Raw genomic sequence first — 22,180 nt, 5'->3', positions numbered from 1 at the left:
TCCCCGCAGGCGGCCGCGCGAGGAGGCAGGGTGACCAAGCACGTGTTCGTGACGGGTGGCGTAGCGAGCTCGCTCGGGAAAGGCATCACCGCCGCCTCACTGGGGCGTCTACTCAAGGCGCGGGGGCTCGCCGTCACGTTGCAGAAGCTCGATCCCTACATCAACGTCGACCCGGGCACGATGAACCCGTTCGAGCATGGCGAGGTGTTCGTCACCGCCGACGGCGCCGAGACCGACCTCGACCTCGGTCACTACGAGCGCTTCGTCGATGTCTCGCTGCGACGGGCCTCGTCCGTGACGACCGGGTCGATCTACCGGACCGTCATCGACCGCGAACGTCGCGGTGACTACTTGGGCAAGACGGTCCAGGTCATCCCGCACATCACGGACGAGATCCGTGCGCGGATTCGCGCGCTCGAGGGCGACGACGTGGACGTCGTGATCACGGAGATCGGTGGCACGGTCGGTGACATCGAGATCCTGCCCTTTCTCGAGGCGCTCCGGCAGCTGCGCAACGAGGTCCCTCGAGAAGACGTCGCCTTCGTGCACGTCACGTTGGTCCCGCATCTCGGGCCCAACGGCGAAGAGAAGACGAAGCCCACGCAGCACTCGGTCACCGAGCTGCGCTCGCGTGGCATCCAGCCCGACGTGATCGTCGCCCGCTCGGACAGGGTGCTCTCCGAGAGCGTGCGCCAGAAGATCTCGATGTTCTGCGACGTGCCGGCTCGCGGCGTGGTCGCGGCGCTCGATACCGACAACCTCTATGAGGTGCCGCTGCTCTTGCAGGAAGAGGGCCTCGACCAATACCTGACGGAGATCTTGCACCTCAAGGCCGGTGAGCCCGACCTCGACGAGTGGCGAGCCTTGGTGCGTCGTGCCGCTGCGCCGTCGCGCGACGTCGCCATCGCCGTGATCGGCAAGTACGTCGATCACCCGGATGCCTACCTCTCGGTGGTGGAGGCGCTGCGTCACGGGGGTCTTGCCTCGGACGCACGCGTGATCGTGCGGTGGGTCTCCGCCGAGGAGGTCACGCCGATGATGGCCGACGAACTCCTCGAGGACGTCGATGGCGTCGTGATTCCGGGCGGATTTGGGCCTCGGGGTGTGGAAGGCAAGATCGCGACCGCTGCCTGGACGAGGCAACGAGGGATGCCCTGTCTCGGGATCTGCCTCGGTCTGCAGGTGATGGTGGTGGATGTGGCCCGCTCCCTCGCGGGCTTGCCCGGGGCGCACTCGCGCGAGTTCGACCCGGAGACGCCCTATCCAGTGATCGATCTCATGGACGACCAGCGGGAGGTGATCGACCTCGGCGGGACGATGCGACTCGGTACCTACGCGGCGCGCCTCACGCCCGGGACGCGGGTCGCGGACCTCTACGGGGCCGAGGTGGTCTACGAACGCCATCGCCATCGCTTCGAGGTCAACCAGCGCTACGTCCATCGGCTCGAAGAGGCCGGTCTGGTCGTGAGCGGGCGGAGCCCCGACGGGAGGCTGGTGGAGTTCGTCGAGTTCCCCGACCATCCTTTCTGGATCGGGACGCAGGCGCACCCGGAGTTCCTCTCGCGGCCGAACCGTCCGCACCCACTCTTTGCGGGTCTCGTCGAGGCCGCGCTCCGCCACCAGAAGGATCGGGCGTGACGATCGAGATCGTCGGCGAGGACCTTCGCGCGACCTATGGCTTCTTCGAGGTCACCGAGCTCCGGCTCCAGGCGGACGGCGGCGCCAGCGAGCGTCGTACCGTCGTGCGCCACCCGGGCGCGGTCGTCGTCGTCGCACTCGGCGGGAACGGCCGTGTCGTCGCGCAGCGCCAGTTCCGTGCGGCCCTCGGCCGCGATGTGCTCGAGCTCCCCGCAGGCAAGCGCGACGTCGCGGGCGAGTCGGTGCTCGACACCGCTCGGCGCGAGCTCGCGGAGGAGTGCGGGCTCCTCGCGGCGAGGGTGGAGGCCCTCGGGAGCTTCTACAACTCGCCCGGGTTCACCGATGAGCGAACCTGGGTGGTCGGAGCGACGGGCCTCTCTCGGGGCGAGCGGGCTCCTCAATCGGTCGAGGAGCGCGCGATGGAGCTGGTGGCGCTCCGTCTCGACGACCTCGACGCACTGGTGGCCTCAGGCGTCCTCGAGGATGCGAAGAGCATCGTGGCGCTGCTCATGGCGAGGGCCCATGGACTCGGTCGGCAGGTCGCGAGGGAGGCGACCGTGGCCATGGAGGAGTTCGAGATCGTTGGACCCGGCGAGTGAGGCGGTCGTCGACGAGTACCTCACCCTCCTCGTCGTTGCGGCCGATCGGTCCGAGTTGACCGCCATCGCGTATCGCAGCGATCTCGAAGCGGTCGCGACCTGGCTGGAGGCGAGAGGGTCGCGCCTCCTCGATGCGAGCCCGGCTCTGTTGCGCTCCTGGGTGGACGCCGCCGGCCGGGAGCGCTCCCCGCGCGGCGTTCAGCGCGCCGCGAGTGCGCTACGGGGACTGTTCCGTTACGCCCAACGCGTCGGTGCGAGAGCGGACGATCCGATGGAGGGGATCCATGCGCCTGGAACGGCGGTCGCGCTGCCACGTGCGCTCGCTCGCGACGAGGTCGAGCGGCTCATCGAGTCCGTCGGGACCGCAGATGTCGCCGGCGCTCGTGACCGTGCGATCCTCGAGGTGCTCTATGGATCGGGCGTTCGGGTGAGCGAGCTCTGTGGCTTCACGCTCGACACCATCGCCCAGGGTCGATGGGTACCTGTAGTGGGCAAGCGAGGACGCGAACGCCTCGTCCCGATCTCGGCCCCTGCGCGCGATGCGCTCGAGCAGTGGGTGGTTCGATGGCGACCGCAGCTCGCTCCCAAGCATCGGATGCTCTTCGTCAACCTCCGGGGCGCACCCATCACGCGCCAGGGGGTCTGGCTGGTGCTGAAGCAACGTGCGTCGCGGGTCGGTCTCGGCGATCGGGTCTCGCCCCACGTCCTGCGCCATTCGCTCGCGGTCCACATGGTCGAGGCCGGGGCCGACCTGCGCGTGGTCCAGGAGATCCTTGGTCACGCATCCCTCGCCACCACGGAGCTCTACACCAAGGTGTCGGAGGGTCACGTGGATGCCGTCTACCAACGCGCGCATCCGCGTGCTCGGGCCGGGAGCCGCTGATGACTCGTGAGCGATGGCTACTCGCCGTGGTCGGCGCAGCCTTGGTGGGGCTCGCCCTGTGGCGTGGCGTCATCAATCTGACATCGCTGCTCTATCTCGCGGTGCTGATCCCCTCCGTCGTGCTGCACGAACTCTCGCACGGCTGGGCGGCGCTTGCCCTCGGGGACGATACTGCCAAGCGCAGCGGTCGTCTCAGCTGGAACCCTCTGCGCCACCTCGATCCGGTCGGTTCCGTGCTCGTGCCCGTGATCTTGATCATCGCCGGCTTACCGCCGATCGGGTGGGCGAAGCCTGTGCCGATCGACGTTCGCCGCTTGCGCCATCCTCGTAACGGCGCCCTCATCGTCGGCCTCGTCGGCCCCGCCACCAACCTCGTGCTGGCGGTCGCGCTCGGGATCGTGGCGCATGCAGTGATCGCCCACGACATTCAGACGGCGTCCGCCGCGCAGGCGTCCTCGATCGGATCGAGCCTCGTCGACCAGCTCCTCGTCGAGGCTGGCCTCGTCAATCTGCTGCTCGGCGTGTTCAATCTCATCCCACTCCCGCCCCTCGATGGTGGCTCCATCCTCGAGCGTGTGCTGCCGGCATCAGCCTGGTATGGCTTTCTCCGCTTCCGAATGGGGCTGCTCGCCGTCGTGGTGCTCGTTGCGGTCCTGTTTCCGAGTGTCTTGCAGCTCGTGTTCTCGCCCTTCGAACACTGGTGGATCTCGGCGTTCCTCACGTTTTCCGCACCGACCTGATCACGCGGCCGCTGCGGCTCAGACTGGCGAGACCCCGGCGATGCGACGAGGGCGTGCTCAGCGCACACACCGCTGCGAGTCGTCAGCGAGCCGTCTCCGGGGGGCGTTCGCGGTCGATCCGCTCGAGCACGGAGCGCGCCTCTTCGTACATGGGTGAGCCTGCAGGCATGCGCTCGATGACCTGGCGCGCCCAGTAGTACTCCTTCGGCAGGCCGTCTTGGCGGCTCGAGAGTGGCACCGCCTCGCGGGACCTGGACATACGGCGCGTCTGGCGCTCCTCGGAGGCGACCCAGTTCCAGATGATGACGCCGATCGCGAGGGTCGTGAGCATCTCGCTCAAGCCCCACAGCACGTCGCCGCCGGTCGTCCAGTCGGTCAGGCTGTACATGGGAGCGAGCGAGGTCCGTGAACCGGCGATGGTGAGGCCGAGGAACGTCTCGAAGGGGATGCCGAAGGCGAGCGACACGAGCTTCGCACCCCAGCCCATTCGCCAGTGCACGATGGGGTCCTTGCCGACGAGCGGCCACCAAAAGAGCACGCCTCCGGCGAAGAACAGTAGGTTGAGCAGGTCCATCACCCACATGTGCGTCATGGCGAACCCGATCGCGCTCGTCGTAAAGAACCACCACATGACGATGTAGTACGCGATGACGACGACGAGAGGGAACGTGATGACGTGGAGGAAGCGGGAGTGGATGAAGCCGGTGACGAGTCGACGGGCGGTGCCACGTGCCGTCTGGAGCGCCAGCGTGACCGGTGCGGCCATCGCGAGCAGCGACGGGGCGACGATCATCAGGACGAGGTGCTGGACGATGTGCGCCGGGAAGTAGCGCATGACCCACACGGAGATCGGTCCTGCCAGCGCGTAGACGATGGAGAGGAGGCCGAGACCGAACGTGACGATGCGGTGACCTGGCCAGCTACGACCCTTGGCGCGAACGCGGATCGCCGCATCGACGTACCACGCGAACAGAGCGCCGGCGGCGATCACGACGACGATCGCGAATGGTCCGAGCGACCACTCGGTCAGCAGCCCGATGGGCGAGAACGCTGGAACGGTAGGCATCGCACCCTCCAGCGTAGAGGGTGCGATGCGACTGTGCCAAGAGCGCTGGCGTGTTCGCCTGCGTCCGGCCTACGCGGCGACCGCCGACCCTTCCGCCGCTCCTTCGGTCGCAGTTGGTCCAAGGTGCGGGACCACGATCAAACCGATGAGCAGCCCGATCACGCCGAATCCTGTCGCGACCGCGAAGCCGGCCGCCCAGCCATGCACCTCGGCGAGGATCGTGAGTGCCTGGGGTGTGAGGTGGCCGCTGGCGAGGCGCGGAGCGAGGGCTGCCGCATGCCGCTTGGCCGCGGCCACGGTGACGGTGACGAGGATGGACAAGCCGAGCGTGCCACCGACCTGCTGTCCGACGGTCACGAGGGCCGAGGCCATGCCGACGCGACGCGGTTCGACGCCGTGGGTCGCGGTGGGGAAGAGAGAGACGAAGGAGCTCCCGGCGCCGATGGCGAGGATGACGAGCGGGCCGAGGAGGTCGAGATAGCCCCACGAGGCTCGCATCTGGGACAGCAGGCCCATGGCGACGGCGATGAGCACGCTCCCACCGACCATGAACGGCTTCGGGCCGACGCGGTGCAGGTTGCGGGACACGAGCTGGGCCGTGATCATGATGCCGAGCGTCATCGGCAAGAACGCGAGACCGGTTCGCACCGGCGAGTAGCCGACGACGTCTTGCATGAACTGGGACACGAAGAAGAAGACGGAGAACATCGAGGCCGCGACGAACAGGATCATCGCGACAGCGCCGCCCCGTTCACGCTTGGCGAGGATCTGGAAGTCGATGAGTGGCTCACGTCGGACACGTTCGATGACGATGAACGCGCCGAGCGCAACGACCCCGCCAGCGAGGACCGCAATCGTCGTCACATTGGACCAAGAGGTGGTGGAGGCATGGATGAGGCCGTAGACCACGAGCGCGAGGCCGCCGGTACCCGTCAGGGCTCCAGGCACGTCCACGCTGCCGTGGTGACGTTCGGTCTCTGCGAGCACCCGCGGCGCGGCAACGAGCAAGAGCGCGGCGATCGGAGCGTTGACGTAGAAGACCCACTGCCATGATGCGTATTGGGTAAGCAGACCGCCAGCGAGCAGCCCGATCGCTGCTCCACCCGCCGACACCGCGGAATAGATCGCGAAGGCCCGTCCGCGCTCACGTGCCTCGGTGAAGGTCGCAGAGATCAGGGCGAGGGCGGTCGGTGAGGCGATCGCGGCGCCGATGCCCTGCAGGGCACGGCCGGTGATCAGCCAGGCCTGCGAGGTCGCCAGTCCGGAGAACACGCTCGCGATCGCGAAGAGGGCAACCCCCACCATGAACATGCGACGTCGGCCGAAGAGGTCGCCGGAGCGCCCGCCGAGGAGCAGGAGCCCGCCGAAGACCAACGTATAGGCGTTCACGATCCACGAGAGGCCAGTCGGCGAGAAGTGGAGAGCGTGTTGGATCGTCGGCAACGCCACGTTGACGATCGTGAGATCGAGCACGATCATGAGCTGTGCGCCGGCGATGACGGCGATCGCAAGTCCTGAGCGGTGTCGGTGCGAACCTTGCGTCATGCTGAGATCAAGCTCCTTGGTCAGATGATGGCTACGAGCACATTGTCGGTGCATGTTGACAACCTCACCGGGCTATCGGTGATTCCCGGAAAATAGTTGTGTTTAGCAAAGTATATGCGATCCGCCACCACGAGCCGGCGATCGGTAGACTGCATGACGTGGCACTCGGAGTCGGCTACGTGGTCGCGTTCGGCGGTGGCGTGCTGTCGTTCGCCTCACCGTGCGTCCTGCCGTTGGTGCCCGCCTATCTCTCGGTCGTCTCCGGGGCACCGACGCGCGAGCTCGAAGCGGGAGGGGTGGCGGTCGCCCGGCGGGTGGCGGGGCGCACCGCCCAGTTCGTCCTCGGGTTCGCCGTGGTCTTCATCGCCATGGGCTTGACCGCTTCCGCGCTCGGACAGACCCTCGTCCGTCATCATGCGTTGCTCGAGCGGGCGAGCGGCGTCGTGCTCCTCGCCATGGCCGTACTCCTCGTGCTCTCGGTCCTCGGGCGATTCCCGATCCTGTTCGCCGAGAAGCGTTGGCATCCGAGGCTCGAGCGATTCGGTCGCTTTGCGGCGCCGGTCGCCGGGATGGCGTTCGCGTTCGGTTGGACACCGTGCATCGGCCCCATCCTTGCGTCGGTGTTCGCCGTGGCGGCGACCCAGGGCCAGCTCCTGCAGGGAGCGCTGTTGCTCGGGGCCTACTCGCTCGGGCTGGGCGTGCCGTTTCTCCTGTTCGGACTCGCGTTCTCGCGCGCGGTGACCGCGACACGGGCGCTGCGCAAGCACCTGCGGACCGTGACGCTGGTGGCGGCGGGCGTCCTCGCCGTGTTCGGCGTAGTGATGGTGGCCAACGACTTCGCCTGGATCACGCAGCACCTCGAGTCGGCGGCCAGTGCGGTCGGTCTGTCCGCGCTGAACCGTCTCGGGTAATCCTGCCGCCTCGCGCTGGCCGCGCCTCGGCGACCATGCTGGCCGCTTGGTAGCATGGAATCAATGGTGGAAGTCGAAGTCGCTGGCGTTCGAGTCGACCTTCGGTCCAACGCACCAGTCCTGCTCCTCCAGGAGCGACGCGACCCGCATCGGGTCGTGCCGATCTTCATCGGTGTTCCCGAGGCGAACGCGATTCACCTTGCCCTGTCGCAGGTGGACCCGCCGCGGCCGCTCACGCACGATCTGCTGCGTCTCGTCATCGAAGAGCTCGACGCTGAGGTCGTCCGGGCCGAGGTGACCGAGCTGCGGGCGGGAACCTACTACGCCTCCGTGGTGCTCGCCCAAGGCGGGATCGAGCGCGAGATCTCGGCGCGTCCGTCGGACGCGGTCGCACTGGCGCTCCGAACGTCGAGCCCGATCTTCGTGGATGAGGCGGTGATGGACGCCGAGGGTGCAGTGTTGGACGATGCCGAGCCTACGTCCTCGGGGGACGAGGACGAACTCCTCGGAGAGTTCCGCGACTTCATCGAACACCTACGGCCGGAGGACTTTTCGGACTGAGGCGATCGGGGAGGCAGAGGACACCGTGTGGCAAGGGCCGCACGTCGCGACCCTGATCGGCGCGAGTAGCAACGGTAACGGTAGGAGTAGTGCGATGCGTCGAATCGGCATCATGGTCGCGGTTGGCGTCGTGGTCGCAGGGCTTGCCGGTCTCGTCCGTGTCGCCTTCGGGGTCGCCGTGGGCATCGGCGAGATCGTCTTCGGATCGGCGCTGGCCCTGGCCTTCCGCGCGTGGAGGGGAGGCGGTGACGTCGTCGATGGTGAGGAGTACGGCGCGGCGCGTGACCCGAACGCGGACGGAGGCGAGCGTCGGGAGCAGTGAGCGCGTGCTTCAGGCGGGGGCCCGAGCGCCGAACTCAGCGCCGCGCGGACGCTCGCCAAGGTCTCGAGCTGGACTCAGAGTGTTCGCCGCGCATGCGGATCGAGCCGCTCGAGGTCGCGGGTCGTGAGCGCGGTGGTCAGGGCACCGAGGAGCTCGGCGAGCTCGGCGATCGCGGTGCGCGCGCGCTCGGGGTGACGATGGCTCATCGAGAGCACCGGTGCGAGCACCTGCTCGATGAGGCCGACTTCGCGTTCGGCGAACGAGCGAACGAAGCGGAGGTGACGGGGTTCGAGCCCATGGCGCTCGAGGCTGGCGAGCAGTGCAAGGATCTCGACCTCTTCGAGCGTGAGGTAGCGCTCACGGCCCTTCGTGATGCCGACGATCATCCCATGATCCAGGGCCGCGCGAAGCGTCGAGGCGTTCGCACCCGCACGAGCGAGGGCGTCGTGCTCGTCGAGGAGGCCAGGGGCGTCGGATCGTGATGCCTCTGCGCTCGAACCGGCCTCGGGCTCCGACTCGTTCGGCGTGACGGCGCTCGTCTCGGCGTTGCCTTGGCCGGCGACGGCGTCCTCGGAGAAGAGGTCGGACGGTTGGGTGCCGGCGTCGAGGTGCTCCTTGATCTTCTTCAGCGGCATGTAGGTGGACTTCTGGAGCCGCAGGACATGGCGCAGCCGGGCGATGTCGTGATCGTAGAAGCGTCGGTAGCCCGATGGCGTGCGTTCCGGACTGATGAGGCCCTGGCTCTCGAGGAACCGGATCTTGGAGATCGTGACCTCTGGGAACTCCTCTTGCAAGAGCGCGAGGACGTCCTTGATCGAGTATTCGGGTTCGGGAACGATGCGGAGGTGTTGAGAGGAGTTCACGCGGTCTCCGGTACGAAGAAGGTGAAGCGAAAGCGACCGATCTGAATTTCGGCACCATGATGCAGTGGCGCACGCTCGTGCCGTTCGTGATTGACGTAGGTCCCGTTCAGGGATCCGGCGTCGTAGAGGACGTAGGCGTCACCCTCGCGACGAATTTCGGCGTGGCGTCGAGAGACGGTGACGTCGTTGAGGAACACATCGGAATCGGGATGGCGTCCCACCGTCACGACGTCCCTGTCGAGTGCGAACCACGAACCGGCCTGCGGGCCCGATCGAAGCAGCAGCACGGGCGTCGTCGTGGTCGGACCCGACGGCGCCTCCTCGGCGAGATGCTCGATCGCGTCGATCGCCAGTGTCCCGGTGACGTCACCTCGATCGTCATCGGTGATGGCGGCACCACATCGTGGACAGAAGTGTGACCCTGCCGGTAGTGGCGCGCCACACACGGGACAGGAGGCACCCCCCTCGCTCACCACATCCCCTTCGCTCACGCCTTGTGCACGAGGTCGCGATAGCTCGCTGCGTCCATGAGGCCAGCGGTCTCGTCCGTCGACCCCGTGGGACGGATCGTCACGATCCAGCCTTCGCCGTAGGGGTCACGGTTGATGAGCTCAGGCGCCTCGCGCAGCGCCTCGTTCACCGCGACGACGTCGCCACTGAGCGGGCTGAAGACGTCCGAGACCGACTTCGTGGACTCGACCTCCGCGATCGGTTCTCCTGCGCGCACGGATCGTCCGACCTCGGGCAGGCCGACGTAGACGACGTCGCCGAGCGCGTCTTGGGCGTAGTCGGTCACGCCGACCTGGGTGGTCTCGTCGTCCATCGTGCGAAGCCATTCGTGGTCTGCGGTGTAGCGCAGGTCGTCAGGGAACTCCATGACGCCTTAGGTTACCCGCGCGCGGAGGTCGAGGGGGGCAGGCTGCCGTTGGAATTCGAGCCCTTGCGACCTTGCGTTGCTTCGTCGCGACGCGCCGCGACAGCGGTGCGCAGGACCGCGAGATCGTCCTTGGCCACCTCGGGGTCGGCCGCACCCACGATGACGGTCACGACCGGTTCTTGGGGGTCGGGCGAGAGGAGCCAGAATCGGTCCTGGAACTGCGCTCGAAGGCCATCGGTCGCGACGAGCTCGACCGGCCCCTGCTCCTCGGCGAAGGTGCGCAGCCCCCGCATCGTCGCACCGAGGACCGCGTACGGGACGGGTACCGCCTCGGCCACCGTCGTCTCGGCGGGCGTGCGGTCGATGACATGGGCGAGATCGGTTCCGGTGGTGGCGAGGGCCTCCAAGATGAGTCCGAGGGTGACGGCTGCGTCCGACGAGCTCGCGCATCCGGAGTAGAACACGAGGCCGCTGTGGCCGATGGCGAGCGTTCCTGGTGCATCGGCGACGGCGGCGGCGAGATCAGCTCGCGAGAGCCCGCACCATGCGAACTCGATGCCGAGGGCGCGAGCGGTGTCGGCGACCGAACTCGCGACGGCCGCGCTCGCCACGAGCCGCCGGACCTTCCCGGTCGCGACCAGGTGCTCGGCGAGGATGGTGGCGATACCGGCGATCGGGACGACGCGACCGCGCGCATCGGTGAGCAGCAGCCGTTCGCCGCCGGCGTTCACGATCGCACCGAGGTCGGCCTTGGCGCCTCGAACCAGACGGCCGAGTTCGGCGATCTGCTCCTCCAGTCGAAGTCGTATGAGGCGTGCGGTCGAGGGGTAGGCGTGGGTGGCGAGAACGTCCGCGTGGAACGACGCGATCGCTTGCGGAAGGCTCGACGCCACGACGCCGTACGAGTAGTCGAGGACCAGCTTGAAGGCGCGCTCCCGAATCCGCTCGATGTCGAGCAGGGCGGTCACCGCTGCCTTCCATCGGTCGGTCGCGTGGGAGACCATGACGAGATCGCCGATCTCGCTCGCGGAGACCCTGCGAAACTCCTCGCGCTCGAGCGCGCGCTCCACCTTGCGTCGCTCGGTCGCGACGAGGTCGGCGCCTTCGGCCCCGAGGAGCTCGATGGTCAGGGCTTGGGGATCGTCGGCGTCGAGGGCGACTCGTACCCCGGCGACCGCATCGGTGGCGGCCACGGCGTGACGGAGGACCGGGGTGGTCGTTGCCTCGAGGTCCCAGACGTCGAGCCCGACGGCGTTGAACCCGACCATCATCGCGCGCTTGATGATGCGTGCGGCCCGTGAGGTGTCGCGTGCCGCGAGGACTGCGCCGTTGGGGGGGAGCTGCGATGCGAGCGCCATCGCGATCCGTGTCGCCATCTCTGGGTTGATGTCGACGTTGGCGAGGCCGGAGATGCCGAGCGGCCCGAACACCGTCCGACTCGCGCCACTCTCCCAGACGATGGAGTTGGCGACCGTGGCGAGCGGATCGACCGTTTTGCCCGGATACACCCGAATGTCGGCTCGCACCACCGCGTCGCGTCCGACGAGGACGCCGTCGGCGAGCACTGCGCCATCGTGTACGTTGACCCGGCGGCGGATGTCGACGCCGCGGCCGACGATCGCGCGGCCGAGACGTGCCCCGTCGGCGATCCATGCGTGGTCGAAGACGATGGTGCCGTCAAGATGGACGTCGGACCCCACCCGCACGCCGTGGCCAACCACGGTGTAGGGGCCGAGCCTCGACCCGGGGCCGATGCGAACGTCGTTGCCGACGATGCACGGCGCCTCCAAGAGTGCCGAGGGGTCGATCGTCGAGCGGTCACCGACGTAGACGCCGGGAGCCAGTTCGAAGCCCGAGGGAGCGATGCCGGCACGCCCGTCGAGCACGTCGTGGTGGGTCTGGTGAAATCCCGAGAAGGTGCCGACGTCGGCCCAATAGCCGTCGGCCACGTAGCCAAACAGCGCTCCGCGGTCGTCGAGGATCTGCGGGAACACCTCCTCGGAGAAGTCCACCGCACGGTTGGCGGGGATGCGATCGAGGACGGACGGTTCGAGGATGTAGACGCCGGTGTTCACCGTGTCCGTGAAGACCTCGCCCCACGACGGCTTCTCGATGAGCCTGGTGACCGCTCCGCTGTCTTCGGTCGCGACGACGCCGAACTCGGTGGGATCGGGGACGGTGGTGAGGACCATGGTCGCACTGGCGCCCCGTTCGTGGTGGAAGCGTCGCGCGGCCTCGAGATCCACGGTCGTCACGACGTCGCCAGAGAGCACGATGAAGGTGTCCTCGAGGAGGTGTCTGGCGTTGCGGACCGCGCCTGCGGTCCCGAGCGGCGACTCCTCCTGGAGGTAGCGGATACGCGCTCCCCAGTCGGTGCCGTCGCCGAGATAGGTGCGAATGGCCGAGCCCAGGTAGGCCACGGTGACGATGATGTCGTCAATGCCATTGGCGACGAGGAGGTCGACGACGCGGGCGATCATGGGCCGGTTCGCGACCGGGAGCAGCGGCTTCGGAGTGGTCGAGGTGAGGGGCCGAAGGCGGGTTCCCTCGCCTCCGGCGATGATGACAGCCTGCACGGTGCGCCTCCCGGGTTCGCTCTGGTGGGGGTGCCTCGTTACGAAGCAGGTGGTGCTTCGCGCGACAGCCTATCGAGGTCGTCTCGGAGCTGGGTGGCGTAGCGCATCAGGGCAACGGTGAGGAGTGCGAGGGCGACGGTGGCGATGAGGGTGGCTCCCTTGGCCAAGATGTCGAGGCGTGTGGCGCGCGCAATCAGCGCCAGCGGGAAGGCAGCGAGGAGGCCGAAGGTACCCGCCTTGCCGACGAAGACGACGTCTTGGCGTCGATGCGTGCGCACGAGCGACGTGAGCGTGACGGCGCTGACGGCGACCTCCCGAAGCAGGATCAACCACAGCAACCAGGTCGGCAAGAGGTGCTCCTCGAGTGCGACGAGCCAGCTCACCAGCAGTGCGACTCGGTCGAGCGTGGGATCGAGCACCTTGCCGACGGTGGTGACGGCGTCGAGGTGACGAGCGCTGTAGCCGTCGAGGAAGTCGGTCGCCCCGATGGTGACGGCGACGACGGCGGCGGCTCCCGTGCGGTGCTCGTCGACGGCGAGACGCCAGAACGGGATCAACAACGCCGCTCGTGCGAGCGTGATCAGAGTGGGAACGGCGCGCCGCAGCGAGCGAGGCATGGGCTCATGCTATCGAGCCTGGCCGCTCGTGCTCGGCGCGTGGTGAGGTCGTACACTAGAAGTGTGCCTCAGGGGTCGACGCTGGCGTTGGTGGTGTTCCCGTCGCTCGTGCTCGGGCTCGGGATCACGGCGTTCCTCATCGGGTGGCGGCGGCATCGGCGGTTCATGGAGGGCATCCGACGTCGGCGGGCCCAGCAGTACATGGCGCACCAGGCGTGGCTCGCCTTCGCCGAGGTGCCCGAGGCGATGCTGCTCAGCGTGTTGGTCATGGGTGGGTCCGTGTTGATCGCCTACGAGCCGGTCGCCACGCCCGGGATGAGCGCAACGATCGTCGCGCAGGATCCGGGGACGAGCGTGCTCGAGGTGCTCCAGGCGTGGTGCGCCGATCATGCCCACGTGGGGCTCGAGATCGACCCGATGGGCGAGCGACTGCGGCTCTCGAGGACCGAAGACGCCGAACGGATCGAGCTGCCGATCGTCTCGGCTCGGCCGGGCGTCTGAGCGCCACGTCCGCGCTCAGCGGTAGCATGGCGGGGTGCCCGAACGCACCGCGCTCTATGACCTCCACCGCGACCTTGGGGCTCGATTCACGCTCTTTGGTGGTTGGGAGATGCCAGTTTCCTACCCCAGCGGGACGATCGCCGAACACCTCGCGGTGCGCACCGGCGTCGGAGTGTTCGACGTCTCCCATCTCGGTACGGTCGTCGTCGAGGGACCCGACGCGTTCGACCGGCTTCAAGCGACGCTGACGAACGATCTGCGCAAGATCGGTCCGCAGCGAGCGCAGTACACGCACCTGCTCGACGTCGATGGATCGGTGCTCGACGACATCATCGTGTGGTGGGTCGATCGCGAGCGATTCCACGTGATGCCGAACGCGGCCAATACGGAGAACGTGACCGCCGCACTCGGCGGTCGTGACATCACTCGCTCGCGATGCATCCTCGCGCTCCAGGGGCCTGGTGCTGCGGCCCTGCTCGGCCCTCTCCTCGAGGGAGCAGAGCCGCCGGCGCGCAATCGCATCGTGACAGGCCGCATCGGCGACATCGAGGTGCGGGTCGCGGGCACGGGCTACACAGGTGGCCCAGGCGTGGAGCTCGAGGTCGCCCCTGACGATGCGGTGGCGTTGATGGAACGGCTGCTCGAGCGAGGGGCCGTCGCCTGCGGGTTGGGTGCGCGCGACTCGCTGCGGCTCGAGGCTGGCCTGCCGCTGCACGGCAACGAGCTCGGACCTGGCCTCACGCCGCTGAACGCGGGCCTCGGCTGGGTCGTCGCGTTTGAGAAGGGGCCCTTCCCTGGTCGTGAGGCGTTGCTCGCCCAGCAGGCCGCGGGTGTCAACCCGATTCTGATCGGCGTTCGCTCGCTGACGAGACAGCCTCCACGCGCCCACGACGTCCTCGTCGATGCCGCCTCGACGGCCGTCGGCTCGATTTCGTCGGGTGGGTACTCGCCGCTCGCGGGCGTCGGCATCGGCCTCGCCTACGTCGACCCGGAGGCCGCGGCAGGGCCGTTCCGGGCGGTTCGTGCTCGCGGGTCGTTGGACCTCGAGCGTGCAGCCGTCCCGTTCGTCGACCTGCGTTCGTGATCATTGAGGAGGTGGTCGTGGGGAGTTTCGTACCGCACACCGAGGCGCAGATCGAGCGCATGCTGGCCGAGGTGGGGTTGGCGTCGCTCGAGGAGCTCTACGCATCGATCCCCGCGTCGCTCCGCTTGGGGCGACCGCTGGAACTACCCCCGGCCCTGGCCGAGGTCGAGGTGCTCGAGGAGGCGGAACGGCGCTCGCGCCGGAACGCTGGCGCTCGACGCGACCTCGTGGTGTTCGCCGGCGGCGGGGCCTACGACCACGACGTGCCGAGTGCCGTGCGAGCGCTCGCGCTCCAGAGTGCCTTCGTGACGGCCTACACCCCGTACCAGCCGGAGGTCTCTCAGGGAGTGCTCCAAGCGCTGTTCGAGTTCCAGACCTCGATTGCGCGCCTCTTCGGCATGGACCTCGCCAACGCCTCGCTCTACGATGGCGCCGCTGCGGTGGTCGAGGCCGTCAACCTCGCGGTCGGGGCCACCAAGCGGAACCGTATCGTCGTGTCGCAGGGCATTCATCCCCGCTATCGGGGCGCACTGGCCACCTTGGGCCGCGGGCGAGGACTCGAGCTCGTCAGCGTGGGTCTCCGTGACGATCTGGCGACCGACCTCGCAGCGGTCGACGCCGAGGCTTCGGCGCTCGTCATCGGCTATCCGAACGCGCTCGGGCGGGTGGAGGACCTGCGGGAGGCGCGTCGGGTCGCCGACGCCATGGAGGCACTCCTGGTGGTCGTTGCCGACCCCGTCGCGTGCGCCTTGCTCGAGCCGCCGGGCAGCTTCGGCGCCGACGTCGTGGTCGCCGAGGGACAGAGCCTCGGCATCCCGCTCTCGTTCGGCGGGCCCTACCTCGGGCTGTTTGCCACCCGGAGCGAGCTGGTGCGGCTCGTGCCGGGCCGCCTCGTCGGTCAGACGGTCGACGTCGAGGGTCGGCGCGGCTTCGTGACCACGTTGCGCACCCGCGAGCAGGATATCCGGCGTGAGAGGGCGACGTCCAACGTGTGCACGAACCAGACGCTGCTCGCGATCTGGGCGGGCGTCTACCTGGCGTGGCGCGGCAAGCAAGGCATGGTCGAGCTCGCCCGCTCGTGCTACAACGCCGCGCACTACCTCGCTGACCGACTCGAGGCCGCGGGACTCTCGGTGCTCGGCCGGCCGTTCGTTCGTGAGTTCGTCGTCGATCTCGAGGTGGAGGCGCGGCCGGTCCGCGAGCGGCTCCTCGAGGATGGTTGGCTGGCCGGTGTCCTGGTCCCCGAGGAGCCGACCTGGCTCGTGCTCACCGCGACGGAGGCACGGACTCGAGAGGAGATCGACGCGTTCGTCGATCGGATCGCAAAGGAGGTCCGCTAGGTGTCGACCCGAGGTGCGCGCCCAGGCGGTCGTGCAGCGTCCGCCCCGCTCGTCGGACGTGATGCCGAGCCGACGGCGTTCGAGTTGTCGGTCCGGGGCCGCCGAGCCGACACGCTGCGTCACAGTGCGATCCCGGAGGCGTCGCTCGAGGAGCTCGGTCCGTGGCTCCGTCGCGAGCCGGCCGCGCTCCCTGAGGTATCGGAGCGTGACCTCGTCGCCCACTACACGAGACTGGCCTCTCGCAACTACTCGGTCGACCTGGGGGCCTATCCGTTGGGGTCGTGCACGATGAAGTACAACCCGAAGTTCGCCGACGAGGTCGCGGCCCTCCCAGGGCTCGCCGGGGTGCACCCTGACACACCCGAGCGTGCCGTCCAGGGTTGGTTGGAACTGCTCGCCGAGCTCGAGGCTGCGATTTGCGAGATCACCGGCATGGCGGCGGCGACCCTGCAGCCACCGGCGGGTGCCGCCGGTGAGCTCACTGGTCTGCTGATCATGGGCGCCTACCACCGGGCTTCGGGGCGAGACCCCCGACGGATCATCATCCCCGACTCGGCGCACGGGACGAATCCGGCCTCGGTGACCTTGGCCGGCTACGAGGCCGTGACGGTTCGCTCCGATGCGCGAGGCTTGGTCTCGCTCGACGACCTGCGACGCGTGCTCGACGACTCCGTCGCCGGCATCATGTTGACCAACCCGAACACGCTGGGGCTGTTCGAGCGTGACGTCGCCGAGATCTTGCGGCTCGTGCACGAGGTCGGCGCGCTCGCCTACTACGACGGCGCCAATCTGAACGCGATCGTCGGTGTCGCGCGACCCGGAGACATGGGTTTCGACATCGTGCACTCCAACCTCCACAAGACCTTCGCCACCCCGCACGGCGGCGGTGGTCCTGGGGCGGGTCCCGTCGCGGTGACGAGCGCCCTCGAGGCGTTCCTGCCTGGTCCGCTGCCTCGCCCTGGCGCAACGGGGCAGCTCGAGTGGTGGACGCCACCGTCGTCCATCGGCAACGTGCACGCGTTCCACGGCAACGCACTGGTGCTCGCTCGTGCCTGGGCCTTCATGCGCTACCACGGCCCGGATGGCCTCCGTCGCATGAGTGAAGTCGCCGTCTTGAACGCCAGGTGGCTCCAGCAGCGCCTTCAGCCCGTGTTGCCCGCGGCTTTCGACGAGCCGTGCATGCACGAGTTCGTGGCGAGCGCCAAGGAGTTTCGCAGCGAGGCCGGCGTGCGTGCCTCCGACATCGCCAAGGGTCTGCTCGAGTTCGGGTTCCACGCCCCGACCGTCTACTTTCCGCTCATCGTCGACGAGGCGCTCATGATCGAGCCGACCGAAACCGAGTCTCCGGAGACGCTCGAGGCGCTCGCGCAGGCGTTCGAGCGGCTCGTCGAGATCGCGCGGACGACGCCGGCCGAGCTCGCCGAGGCGCCCCGGACGACGCCGGTCAGGCGTCTCGACGAGGTGGGCGCTGCCAGGAAGCCCGTACTCGTCGAGCCCGTCGGCGCTGCGGACGAACTCGACTGAGCCACAGAGCCGCGGTCAGGATCAAGACGACCCCTGCGTCGAGGGCAAGCTCCTCGAGGCTCGAGCGGGTCTGCGCGCCATGGGTTCGGGAGATCGAGAGCTGCGCGCCGAGGACCAAGATACGCCGTACGGATGACACGATGCCGATCACGAGGAAGGGGCGAAGCTGCAGACCTCCCTTGCGAAGGTGGCTGATCACACTCGAGAGCAGCTCGAGCAGAATGATGACGAAGAGCGCGTCGTTCAGGGCGCCGACGAGCTGGGCGGTGACGTCGCCGTTGAGCGAGACGTCGACGAACACGGCGCGCGCGAGTTGCCACAGCGTCTCGGCGCTCATGACGACGAGGACGAGGCCGATCAGGAGGTAGGCGACCGACTCGGCGAGGACGAGTGGTCGGGTGAGGCGAGGACTGTGCTGCTCGAGGGCCATTGGGCCGCCATGCTACCGGAGACGATGTGAGGAGTCCGGCAAGGGGCCGTGCCTCGTGGGCCGTCGTGGGGGTCACGGCGATCTGGGGAGTCACCTTTCCGCTGAACGAGCGCGCACTCGGGAGTCTCGGCCCGGTCGAGCTCACCTTCGGACGCTTCAGCGTCGCGGCGCTCGTGCTGTGGGTGCTGGCGCTCGCACGGGGCCATCGCATCGATCGACGGAGCGTCGTTGCCGGCCTGGCGAGCGGCCTCGCGCTCTTTGGCGGCTACCTCACTCAGATCGAGGGTCAACGCTACGTGTCACCGACCATCGCGGGGTTTCTGACGGGCTTGTCGGTGGTGGTTGTGCCGATCTTCGTGATGGCGCTCGGTCGACGTCCGAGCGCTCGTCAGCTCGTCGGTATCGTCCTCGCGGCCCTCGCCCTCGTGGTGCTCTCGGCCCCACGAGGGCATGCGTCGTTCGTCGGGATCGGCCTCGAACTCGCGTGCGCCGGCTTCTTCGGGGCTCAGATCGTCGTGCTCGAGGAGCTCGGGTCTCCCGGTGATGCGATGGTGACAGCGGCACTGCAGATGACGACGATCGCGGCCGCGACCGTGGTCGCGGCACCGCTCGTGGGTGCGGGTCTCGTGCCGACGCACCTCACGCCGATCGCGGTGACGGCCATCGTCTACGATGGGGTGCTCGCGAGCGCACTCGCCTTCGTGGTCCAAGCCTGGGCGCTCGCTCACGCCGACAGCGTGCAGATCTCCGTGATCTATGCGGCCGAACCGCTGTTCGCCGCGCTCGCGTCGCTGGCCTTCGGGTATGCATCCCTGGGCCTACCGGTGGTGGTCGGTGGACTTCTCGCGCTCGCTGCGATGGTCCTGGCATCCGTTCCGCCGGCCGCAGCACGGTCGTCCGACCCCACCGGCTAGGGACCAGTGTCACACCGTGAGGCGTACTCCTTGGCCTAGATGCGTGGCGCGCGTAGCCTAGAGACGAGAGGTGGGTGAGCCCCTCGGGCGGTTCACGCACGGAGGGCATGGAGTTCGTGGAGGACAGCGTGGAGGCCGAGGAGCGAGAGCACGACGGGTCGGTCCCGGTGCGCTTCGTCCGCGACTTCGTCGAGCTGCCGTTGCCGTTCGAGGTCGCTGCCCCGCTGCTGTCGCGCCAGAGTGCCGAGTGGCTCGGTGATCTCGCGAGCGAGGTGACGGCCGATGACGCCGGTCTGCGCGCGGTGCTCGGTCTTCGGGCTGGACTCTTGCGCACGCCGGTGGCGTTTCGGATCGCGAGCCCACGGCGCCTCGGTGACGACGAACTCCAGCTTCCGATGACGTGGGAGGGCGCGCAAGCTCCGTGGCTCTTTCCGCGGCTCGACGGCCTGCTCGGGGTTTCGAAGGTTGGCCCCGAGCTCTGTCAGCTCTGGCTCGAGGGGAGCTATCGACCGCCGCTCGGACGGACCGGTCTGCTCATCGACCAGACGCTCCTCTATCGGGTCGCCGACGCGACGATTCGGCGCTTTCTCGAGCACGTCGCGCGCGGACTCGTCGAGCTCGGCAGCGCCGGCACGTAGCCTGACCTCGACGAGAGAGGAGGCGCATGCGCGAGCACCGGCGCACGAAGATCGTTGCGAGTATTGGTCCGGCTTCATCGAACCTCGGGACCTTGACGGCGATGATCGAGGCTGGCATGGATGTCGCGCGGATCAACTGCTCACACGGCAGCACCGCAGACCATGCCCGCTCGATCGAGCTCGTTCGTCAAGCCGCTGCTCGGACCGGCAAGACGGTCGGCGTGCTGCTCGATCTCGCCGGACCGAAGCTTCGGATCGAGTCGCTGGCCGACGACGCGACACAGCTCCAGCCCGGCGAGGTCGTCCAGATCGCCGAGGAGGGGAGCGCCCGCCACGCCGCGATTCACATCAGTCGGCTCGGCATCCTCCATACCGTGCCCCCAGGGGCGACGATCGCCTTCGCTGACGGCGCGGTCCGCCTCGTGGTCGACCGCTCGGAGGACGGCTGGGTGGAGGCCACGGTCGTCCAGGGGGGGCCACTGTCGGTCCGCAAGGGCGTGAACTTCCCGGATTCGTATCTGGAGCTGCCCGCACTCACCGAAGACGACTTCGCCGACATCGCCTTTGGGCTGGAGGCGGGCGTCGACTTCATCGCGCTGTCGTTCGTGGGCTCGGCCTCGGACCTCGAGGTTGCTCGACGCCAGATCGACCGCGCGGGCGCGGCGAGCCGCGTGATGCTCGTTGCGAAGATCGAGCGCAAGGAGGCGATCCAGCGCATCGGCGAGATCGTCGCTGCCTCGGACGCCGTGATGGTCGCCCGCGGCGATCTCGGAGTCGAGATGCCCGTCGAGCGGATCCCACTCCTGCAGAAGCAGATCATCCACCTGGCCAACGAAGCCGGCAAGCCGGTGATCACTGCGACCCAGATGCTCGAGTCGATGATCGAGGCGGGGTCGCCGACGAGGGCCGAGGCATCCGACGTCGCCAACGCGATTCTCGATGGCTCGGACGCACTGATGCTGTCGGCCGAGACGGCCGTTGGGGCCTTTCCGGTCGAGGCCATCGCCACCATGGATCGCATCGCGCGTGCGACCGAGCGCGAGGTGGACAACCAGGCGCTCACGCTGCTCACGAGGCCCTCGCCTGTGGCCCACTCCGTCGCCGATGCGATCGGAGAGGCCGCCACGCGGATGACTCGATCCGTCCCGGTGCGTGCGGTGGTGGCCCTCACCGAGTCGGGACACAGTGCTCGGGTGCTGGCGCGCTTCCGTCCAGCGGTGGCGATCCTCGGCGCGACCCCCGATCCGCGCGCTGCGCGGTCGCTGACACTGAGCTGGGGTGTCATCCCGCACGTCGTGGCGAGGACGCCGTCGACCGAGCTGATGGTGCACGAGGCGCTCGCGGCGGCTGTCGAGCGAGGTCTCGCCGAGGTCGGCGAACTCGTCGTCATCGTGGCGGGCATCCCGTTCGGTGTGCGTGGAACGACGAACCTGATCAAGCTCCAGGCGGTGGGCGACGGGTTCTTCGCGCCGGCCGAGGGCGTCTAGGGGCGCTGCTGCAGCGAGGGGCCGTGCGGAACGGGAGGTCCGCGGTGCCACGGGTCGCTACGCACGGTCCTGGGACATGGCGCTCACCGATGGGCGTGCTCGACTCCTCGGGTGCCTGCAGCGCCGATGACGCGCCCGCACGTGGCGCAAGTCGGTCCGTTGGCGTGTGGGTGCCGGTCGGCACCGAGAGCCGTCCGGCGTGGGTCTGGGGCGGGGAGGCGCTCGCTAGCGGCTACCTGAGGTCGGGAGATCGCGCCGTGGGGCGCGGCGGCCCTCGTCGGCGGAGACGTCCGGAGATGGCGGTTCGGTCTGATGGATCCGGCCGAGCGCGTCGAGGTAGGCGGCCGACGAGAGTGGCTCCGACGGCAGCAGCTGGAGGACGAGTCGATCCTCGGTGGCGGTGGTGTCGGGTGCGGTGGCGTCGGGTTGGGTGGCCGCGTGGCCGGAGCGAGCTGCGCGGCTGCGCCCGAGTTGACGATGGGCCATCTGACGGATGGCGAGCACGACGCCGACGACGAGAATGACCGCGACGACCTCGCCGATCTGGCCGGCTCGGTGCGCGATGGTGGTGATCGCGTCCTTGGCCTCGTAGCCGGCCAGGGCAAACGCGGTGGCGAAGATCGCCGATCCGACGACACTCTGGAGGGCGAGCGCACCGAGCGAGACCTCGGCGACGCCAGCCGCCCAGGCTGCGACGTTGCGCTCGAGGGGGATGAGGCGCGAGATCAGCACGCCGAAGCGGCGGCGAAGGAGGGAGGTGAGCACACCACGAAAGGCGGCCACGAGCGGGTGCGCCTCGAAGCGCGCCCACCAGTGAGACTCGACCGCAGCGGCGGCAAGCCACCAGGCGACGATCGCTCCGATGAGTTCGCCGATGACACCGGCGGCGATGCCCGCCACGGGGTTCATCCGTCCGAGGGCCCAGAGGAGGCCGACGAGGCCGAAGGTGAGCTCAGAGGAGGTGGGTACGCCGAGCGACTGTGCGACCGAGAGCGCGAAGACCGCGAGCACGCCCCACGTTTCGATGAGGTGGGTCATGGAGCGAAGACTACCAGGGGTACGTT

The 22,180-nt window shown here is 68.4% G+C and carries 23 protein-coding genes; 14 read left to right on the top strand and 9 right to left on the bottom strand.

Annotated features, from left to right (window positions below; all coding sequences use genetic code 11):
- Nucleotides 1–30: 30 nt before the first annotated feature.
- Genes AFER_RS05810 through AFER_RS05795 form a run of 4 tightly spaced genes read left to right on the top strand, consistent with a single transcriptional unit; the run spans nucleotide 31 to nucleotide 3,860 of the window.
- Nucleotides 31–1,638 (top strand): CTP synthase, encoded by a 1,608-nt coding sequence (locus AFER_RS05810; RefSeq protein ID WP_015798554.1) that lies wholly within the window; start codon nucleotides 31–33, stop codon nucleotides 1,636–1,638.
- Nucleotides 1,635–2,237 (top strand): NUDIX hydrolase, encoded by a 603-nt coding sequence (locus AFER_RS05805; RefSeq protein WP_015798553.1) that lies wholly within the window; start codon nucleotides 1,635–1,637, stop codon nucleotides 2,235–2,237. Before AFER_RS05810 ends, AFER_RS05805 begins: the two co-directional genes overlap by 4 nt.
- Nucleotides 2,221–3,120 carry a tyrosine recombinase gene (locus tag AFER_RS05800; RefSeq protein ID WP_015798552.1) on the top strand — a complete coding sequence of 300 codons (900 nt, stop codon included), beginning with the start codon at nucleotides 2,221–2,223 and terminating at the stop codon, nucleotides 3,118–3,120. Before AFER_RS05805 ends, AFER_RS05800 begins: the two co-directional genes overlap by 17 nt.
- On the top strand, nucleotides 3,120–3,860 hold the full coding sequence (locus AFER_RS05795) for a site-2 protease family protein (RefSeq protein WP_015798551.1): 741 nt from the start codon (nucleotides 3,120–3,122) through the stop codon (nucleotides 3,858–3,860). Before AFER_RS05800 ends, AFER_RS05795 begins: the two co-directional genes overlap by 1 nt.
- 82 nt (nucleotides 3,861–3,942) lie before the next feature.
- Here AFER_RS05795 and AFER_RS05790 read toward each other — a convergent pair whose 3' ends face one another.
- Nucleotides 3,943–4,926 (bottom strand): cytochrome c oxidase assembly protein, encoded by a 984-nt coding sequence (locus AFER_RS05790; protein ID WP_015798550.1) that lies wholly within the window; start codon nucleotides 4,924–4,926, stop codon nucleotides 3,943–3,945.
- A 69-nt stretch (nucleotides 4,927–4,995) separates the two neighbouring features.
- Nucleotides 4,996–6,471: an MFS transporter gene (locus tag AFER_RS05785; RefSeq protein ID WP_015798549.1), complete on the bottom strand. Its 1,476-nt coding sequence runs from the start codon at nucleotides 6,469–6,471 to the stop codon at nucleotides 4,996–4,998.
- Between the two features lie 158 nt (nucleotides 6,472–6,629).
- Here AFER_RS05785 and AFER_RS05780 point away from each other — a divergent pair, with 158 nt between their 5' ends.
- From AFER_RS05780 to AFER_RS05770, 3 genes are all read left to right on the top strand, one after another.
- The gene (locus AFER_RS05780) at nucleotides 6,630–7,382 is read left to right on the top strand and encodes a cytochrome c biogenesis CcdA family protein (protein WP_049755360.1); all 753 of its coding nucleotides are present in this window, start codon (nucleotides 6,630–6,632) and stop codon (nucleotides 7,380–7,382) included.
- A gap of 63 nt (nucleotides 7,383–7,445) precedes the next feature.
- The gene (locus AFER_RS05775; RefSeq protein WP_041661719.1) at nucleotides 7,446–7,943 is read left to right on the top strand and encodes a bifunctional nuclease family protein; all 498 of its coding nucleotides are present in this window, start codon (nucleotides 7,446–7,448) and stop codon (nucleotides 7,941–7,943) included.
- Between the two features lie 94 nt (nucleotides 7,944–8,037).
- Nucleotides 8,038–8,265 (top strand): hypothetical protein, encoded by a 228-nt coding sequence (locus tag AFER_RS05770; RefSeq protein WP_015798546.1) that lies wholly within the window; start codon nucleotides 8,038–8,040, stop codon nucleotides 8,263–8,265.
- A 74-nt stretch (nucleotides 8,266–8,339) separates the two neighbouring features.
- On the opposite strand, the gene ftsR is transcribed toward AFER_RS05770, so the two are convergent.
- From ftsR to AFER_RS05745, 5 genes are read right to left on the bottom strand one after another with little or no spacing between them, the layout of a single operon-like run.
- Entirely contained in the window at nucleotides 8,340–9,128 is a 789-nt protein-coding gene (ftsR, locus tag AFER_RS05765) for a transcriptional regulator FtsR (protein ID WP_015798545.1), read from the bottom strand.
- Nucleotides 9,125–9,601 carry an FHA domain-containing protein gene (locus AFER_RS05760; RefSeq protein ID WP_218914771.1) on the bottom strand — a complete coding sequence of 159 codons (477 nt, stop codon included), beginning with the start codon at nucleotides 9,599–9,601 and terminating at the stop codon, nucleotides 9,125–9,127. Before AFER_RS05760 ends, ftsR begins: the two co-directional genes overlap by 4 nt.
- A 14-nt stretch (nucleotides 9,602–9,615) precedes the next feature.
- Nucleotides 9,616–10,005: a glycine cleavage system protein GcvH gene (gcvH, locus tag AFER_RS05755; protein ID WP_015798543.1), complete on the bottom strand. Its 390-nt coding sequence runs from the start codon at nucleotides 10,003–10,005 to the stop codon at nucleotides 9,616–9,618.
- Between the two features lie 11 nt (nucleotides 10,006–10,016).
- Nucleotides 10,017–12,581: a sugar phosphate nucleotidyltransferase gene (locus tag AFER_RS05750; protein WP_015798542.1), complete on the bottom strand. Its 2,565-nt coding sequence runs from the start codon at nucleotides 12,579–12,581 to the stop codon at nucleotides 10,017–10,019.
- Between the two features lie 38 nt (nucleotides 12,582–12,619).
- Nucleotides 12,620–13,198 (bottom strand): CDP-alcohol phosphatidyltransferase family protein, encoded by a 579-nt coding sequence (locus AFER_RS05745; RefSeq protein WP_015798541.1) that lies wholly within the window; start codon nucleotides 13,196–13,198, stop codon nucleotides 12,620–12,622.
- A 63-nt stretch (nucleotides 13,199–13,261) separates the two neighbouring features.
- On the opposite strand from AFER_RS05745, the gene AFER_RS05740 reads away from it, so the two are divergent.
- The 4 genes from AFER_RS05740 (at nucleotide 13,262) to gcvPB (ending at nucleotide 17,647) form a co-directional block, all read left to right on the top strand.
- A complete protein-coding gene (locus tag AFER_RS05740) occupies nucleotides 13,262–13,699 on the top strand; it encodes a hypothetical protein (RefSeq protein ID WP_015798540.1) in 438 nt (145 codons plus the stop codon).
- Nucleotides 13,700–13,733: 34 nt separating this feature from the next.
- Nucleotides 13,734–14,783: a glycine cleavage system aminomethyltransferase GcvT gene (gcvT, locus tag AFER_RS05735; RefSeq protein ID WP_015798539.1), complete on the top strand. Its 1,050-nt coding sequence runs from the start codon at nucleotides 13,734–13,736 to the stop codon at nucleotides 14,781–14,783.
- Nucleotides 14,780–16,123, top strand: coding sequence for an aminomethyl-transferring glycine dehydrogenase subunit GcvPA (gene gcvPA, locus AFER_RS05730; RefSeq protein WP_049755358.1), 1,344 nt, complete (start codon nucleotides 14,780–14,782; stop codon nucleotides 16,121–16,123). Before gcvT ends, gcvPA begins: the two co-directional genes overlap by 4 nt.
- An 84-nt stretch (nucleotides 16,124–16,207) precedes the next feature.
- The gene (gene gcvPB / locus AFER_RS05725; RefSeq protein ID WP_041663047.1) at nucleotides 16,208–17,647 is read left to right on the top strand and encodes an aminomethyl-transferring glycine dehydrogenase subunit GcvPB; all 1,440 of its coding nucleotides are present in this window, start codon (nucleotides 16,208–16,210) and stop codon (nucleotides 17,645–17,647) included.
- On the opposite strand, the gene AFER_RS11015 is transcribed toward gcvPB, so the two are convergent.
- On the bottom strand, nucleotides 17,568–18,077 hold the full coding sequence (locus AFER_RS11015) for a phosphate-starvation-inducible PsiE family protein (protein ID WP_015798536.1): 510 nt from the start codon (nucleotides 18,075–18,077) through the stop codon (nucleotides 17,568–17,570). The genes gcvPB and AFER_RS11015 overlap by 80 nt on opposite strands.
- Before the next feature lie 26 nt (nucleotides 18,078–18,103).
- On the opposite strand from AFER_RS11015, the gene AFER_RS05715 reads away from it, so the two are divergent.
- From AFER_RS05715 to pyk, 3 genes are all read left to right on the top strand, one after another.
- Nucleotides 18,104–18,991: a DMT family transporter gene (locus tag AFER_RS05715; RefSeq protein WP_015798535.1), complete on the top strand. Its 888-nt coding sequence runs from the start codon at nucleotides 18,104–18,106 to the stop codon at nucleotides 18,989–18,991.
- Nucleotides 18,992–19,098: 107 nt separating this feature from the next.
- Entirely contained in the window at nucleotides 19,099–19,629 is a 531-nt protein-coding gene (locus tag AFER_RS05710; protein WP_143711958.1) for a hypothetical protein, read from the top strand.
- A 26-nt stretch (nucleotides 19,630–19,655) separates the two neighbouring features.
- On the top strand, nucleotides 19,656–21,116 hold the full coding sequence (gene pyk, locus AFER_RS05705; protein ID WP_015798533.1) for a pyruvate kinase: 1,461 nt from the start codon (nucleotides 19,656–19,658) through the stop codon (nucleotides 21,114–21,116).
- A gap of 225 nt (nucleotides 21,117–21,341) precedes the next feature.
- Here pyk and AFER_RS05700 read toward each other — a convergent pair whose 3' ends face one another.
- Nucleotides 21,342–22,154 (bottom strand): DedA family protein, encoded by an 813-nt coding sequence (locus AFER_RS05700; protein WP_015798532.1) that lies wholly within the window; start codon nucleotides 22,152–22,154, stop codon nucleotides 21,342–21,344.
- Nucleotides 22,155–22,180 lie beyond the last annotated feature (26 nt).

This window comes from Acidimicrobium ferrooxidans DSM 10331, assembly GCF_000023265.1.
GTDB classification, from domain to species: Bacteria; Actinomycetota; Acidimicrobiia; order Acidimicrobiales; family Acidimicrobiaceae; genus Acidimicrobium; species Acidimicrobium ferrooxidans.
This window is presented reverse-complemented; position numbering and strand designations above follow the sequence as displayed.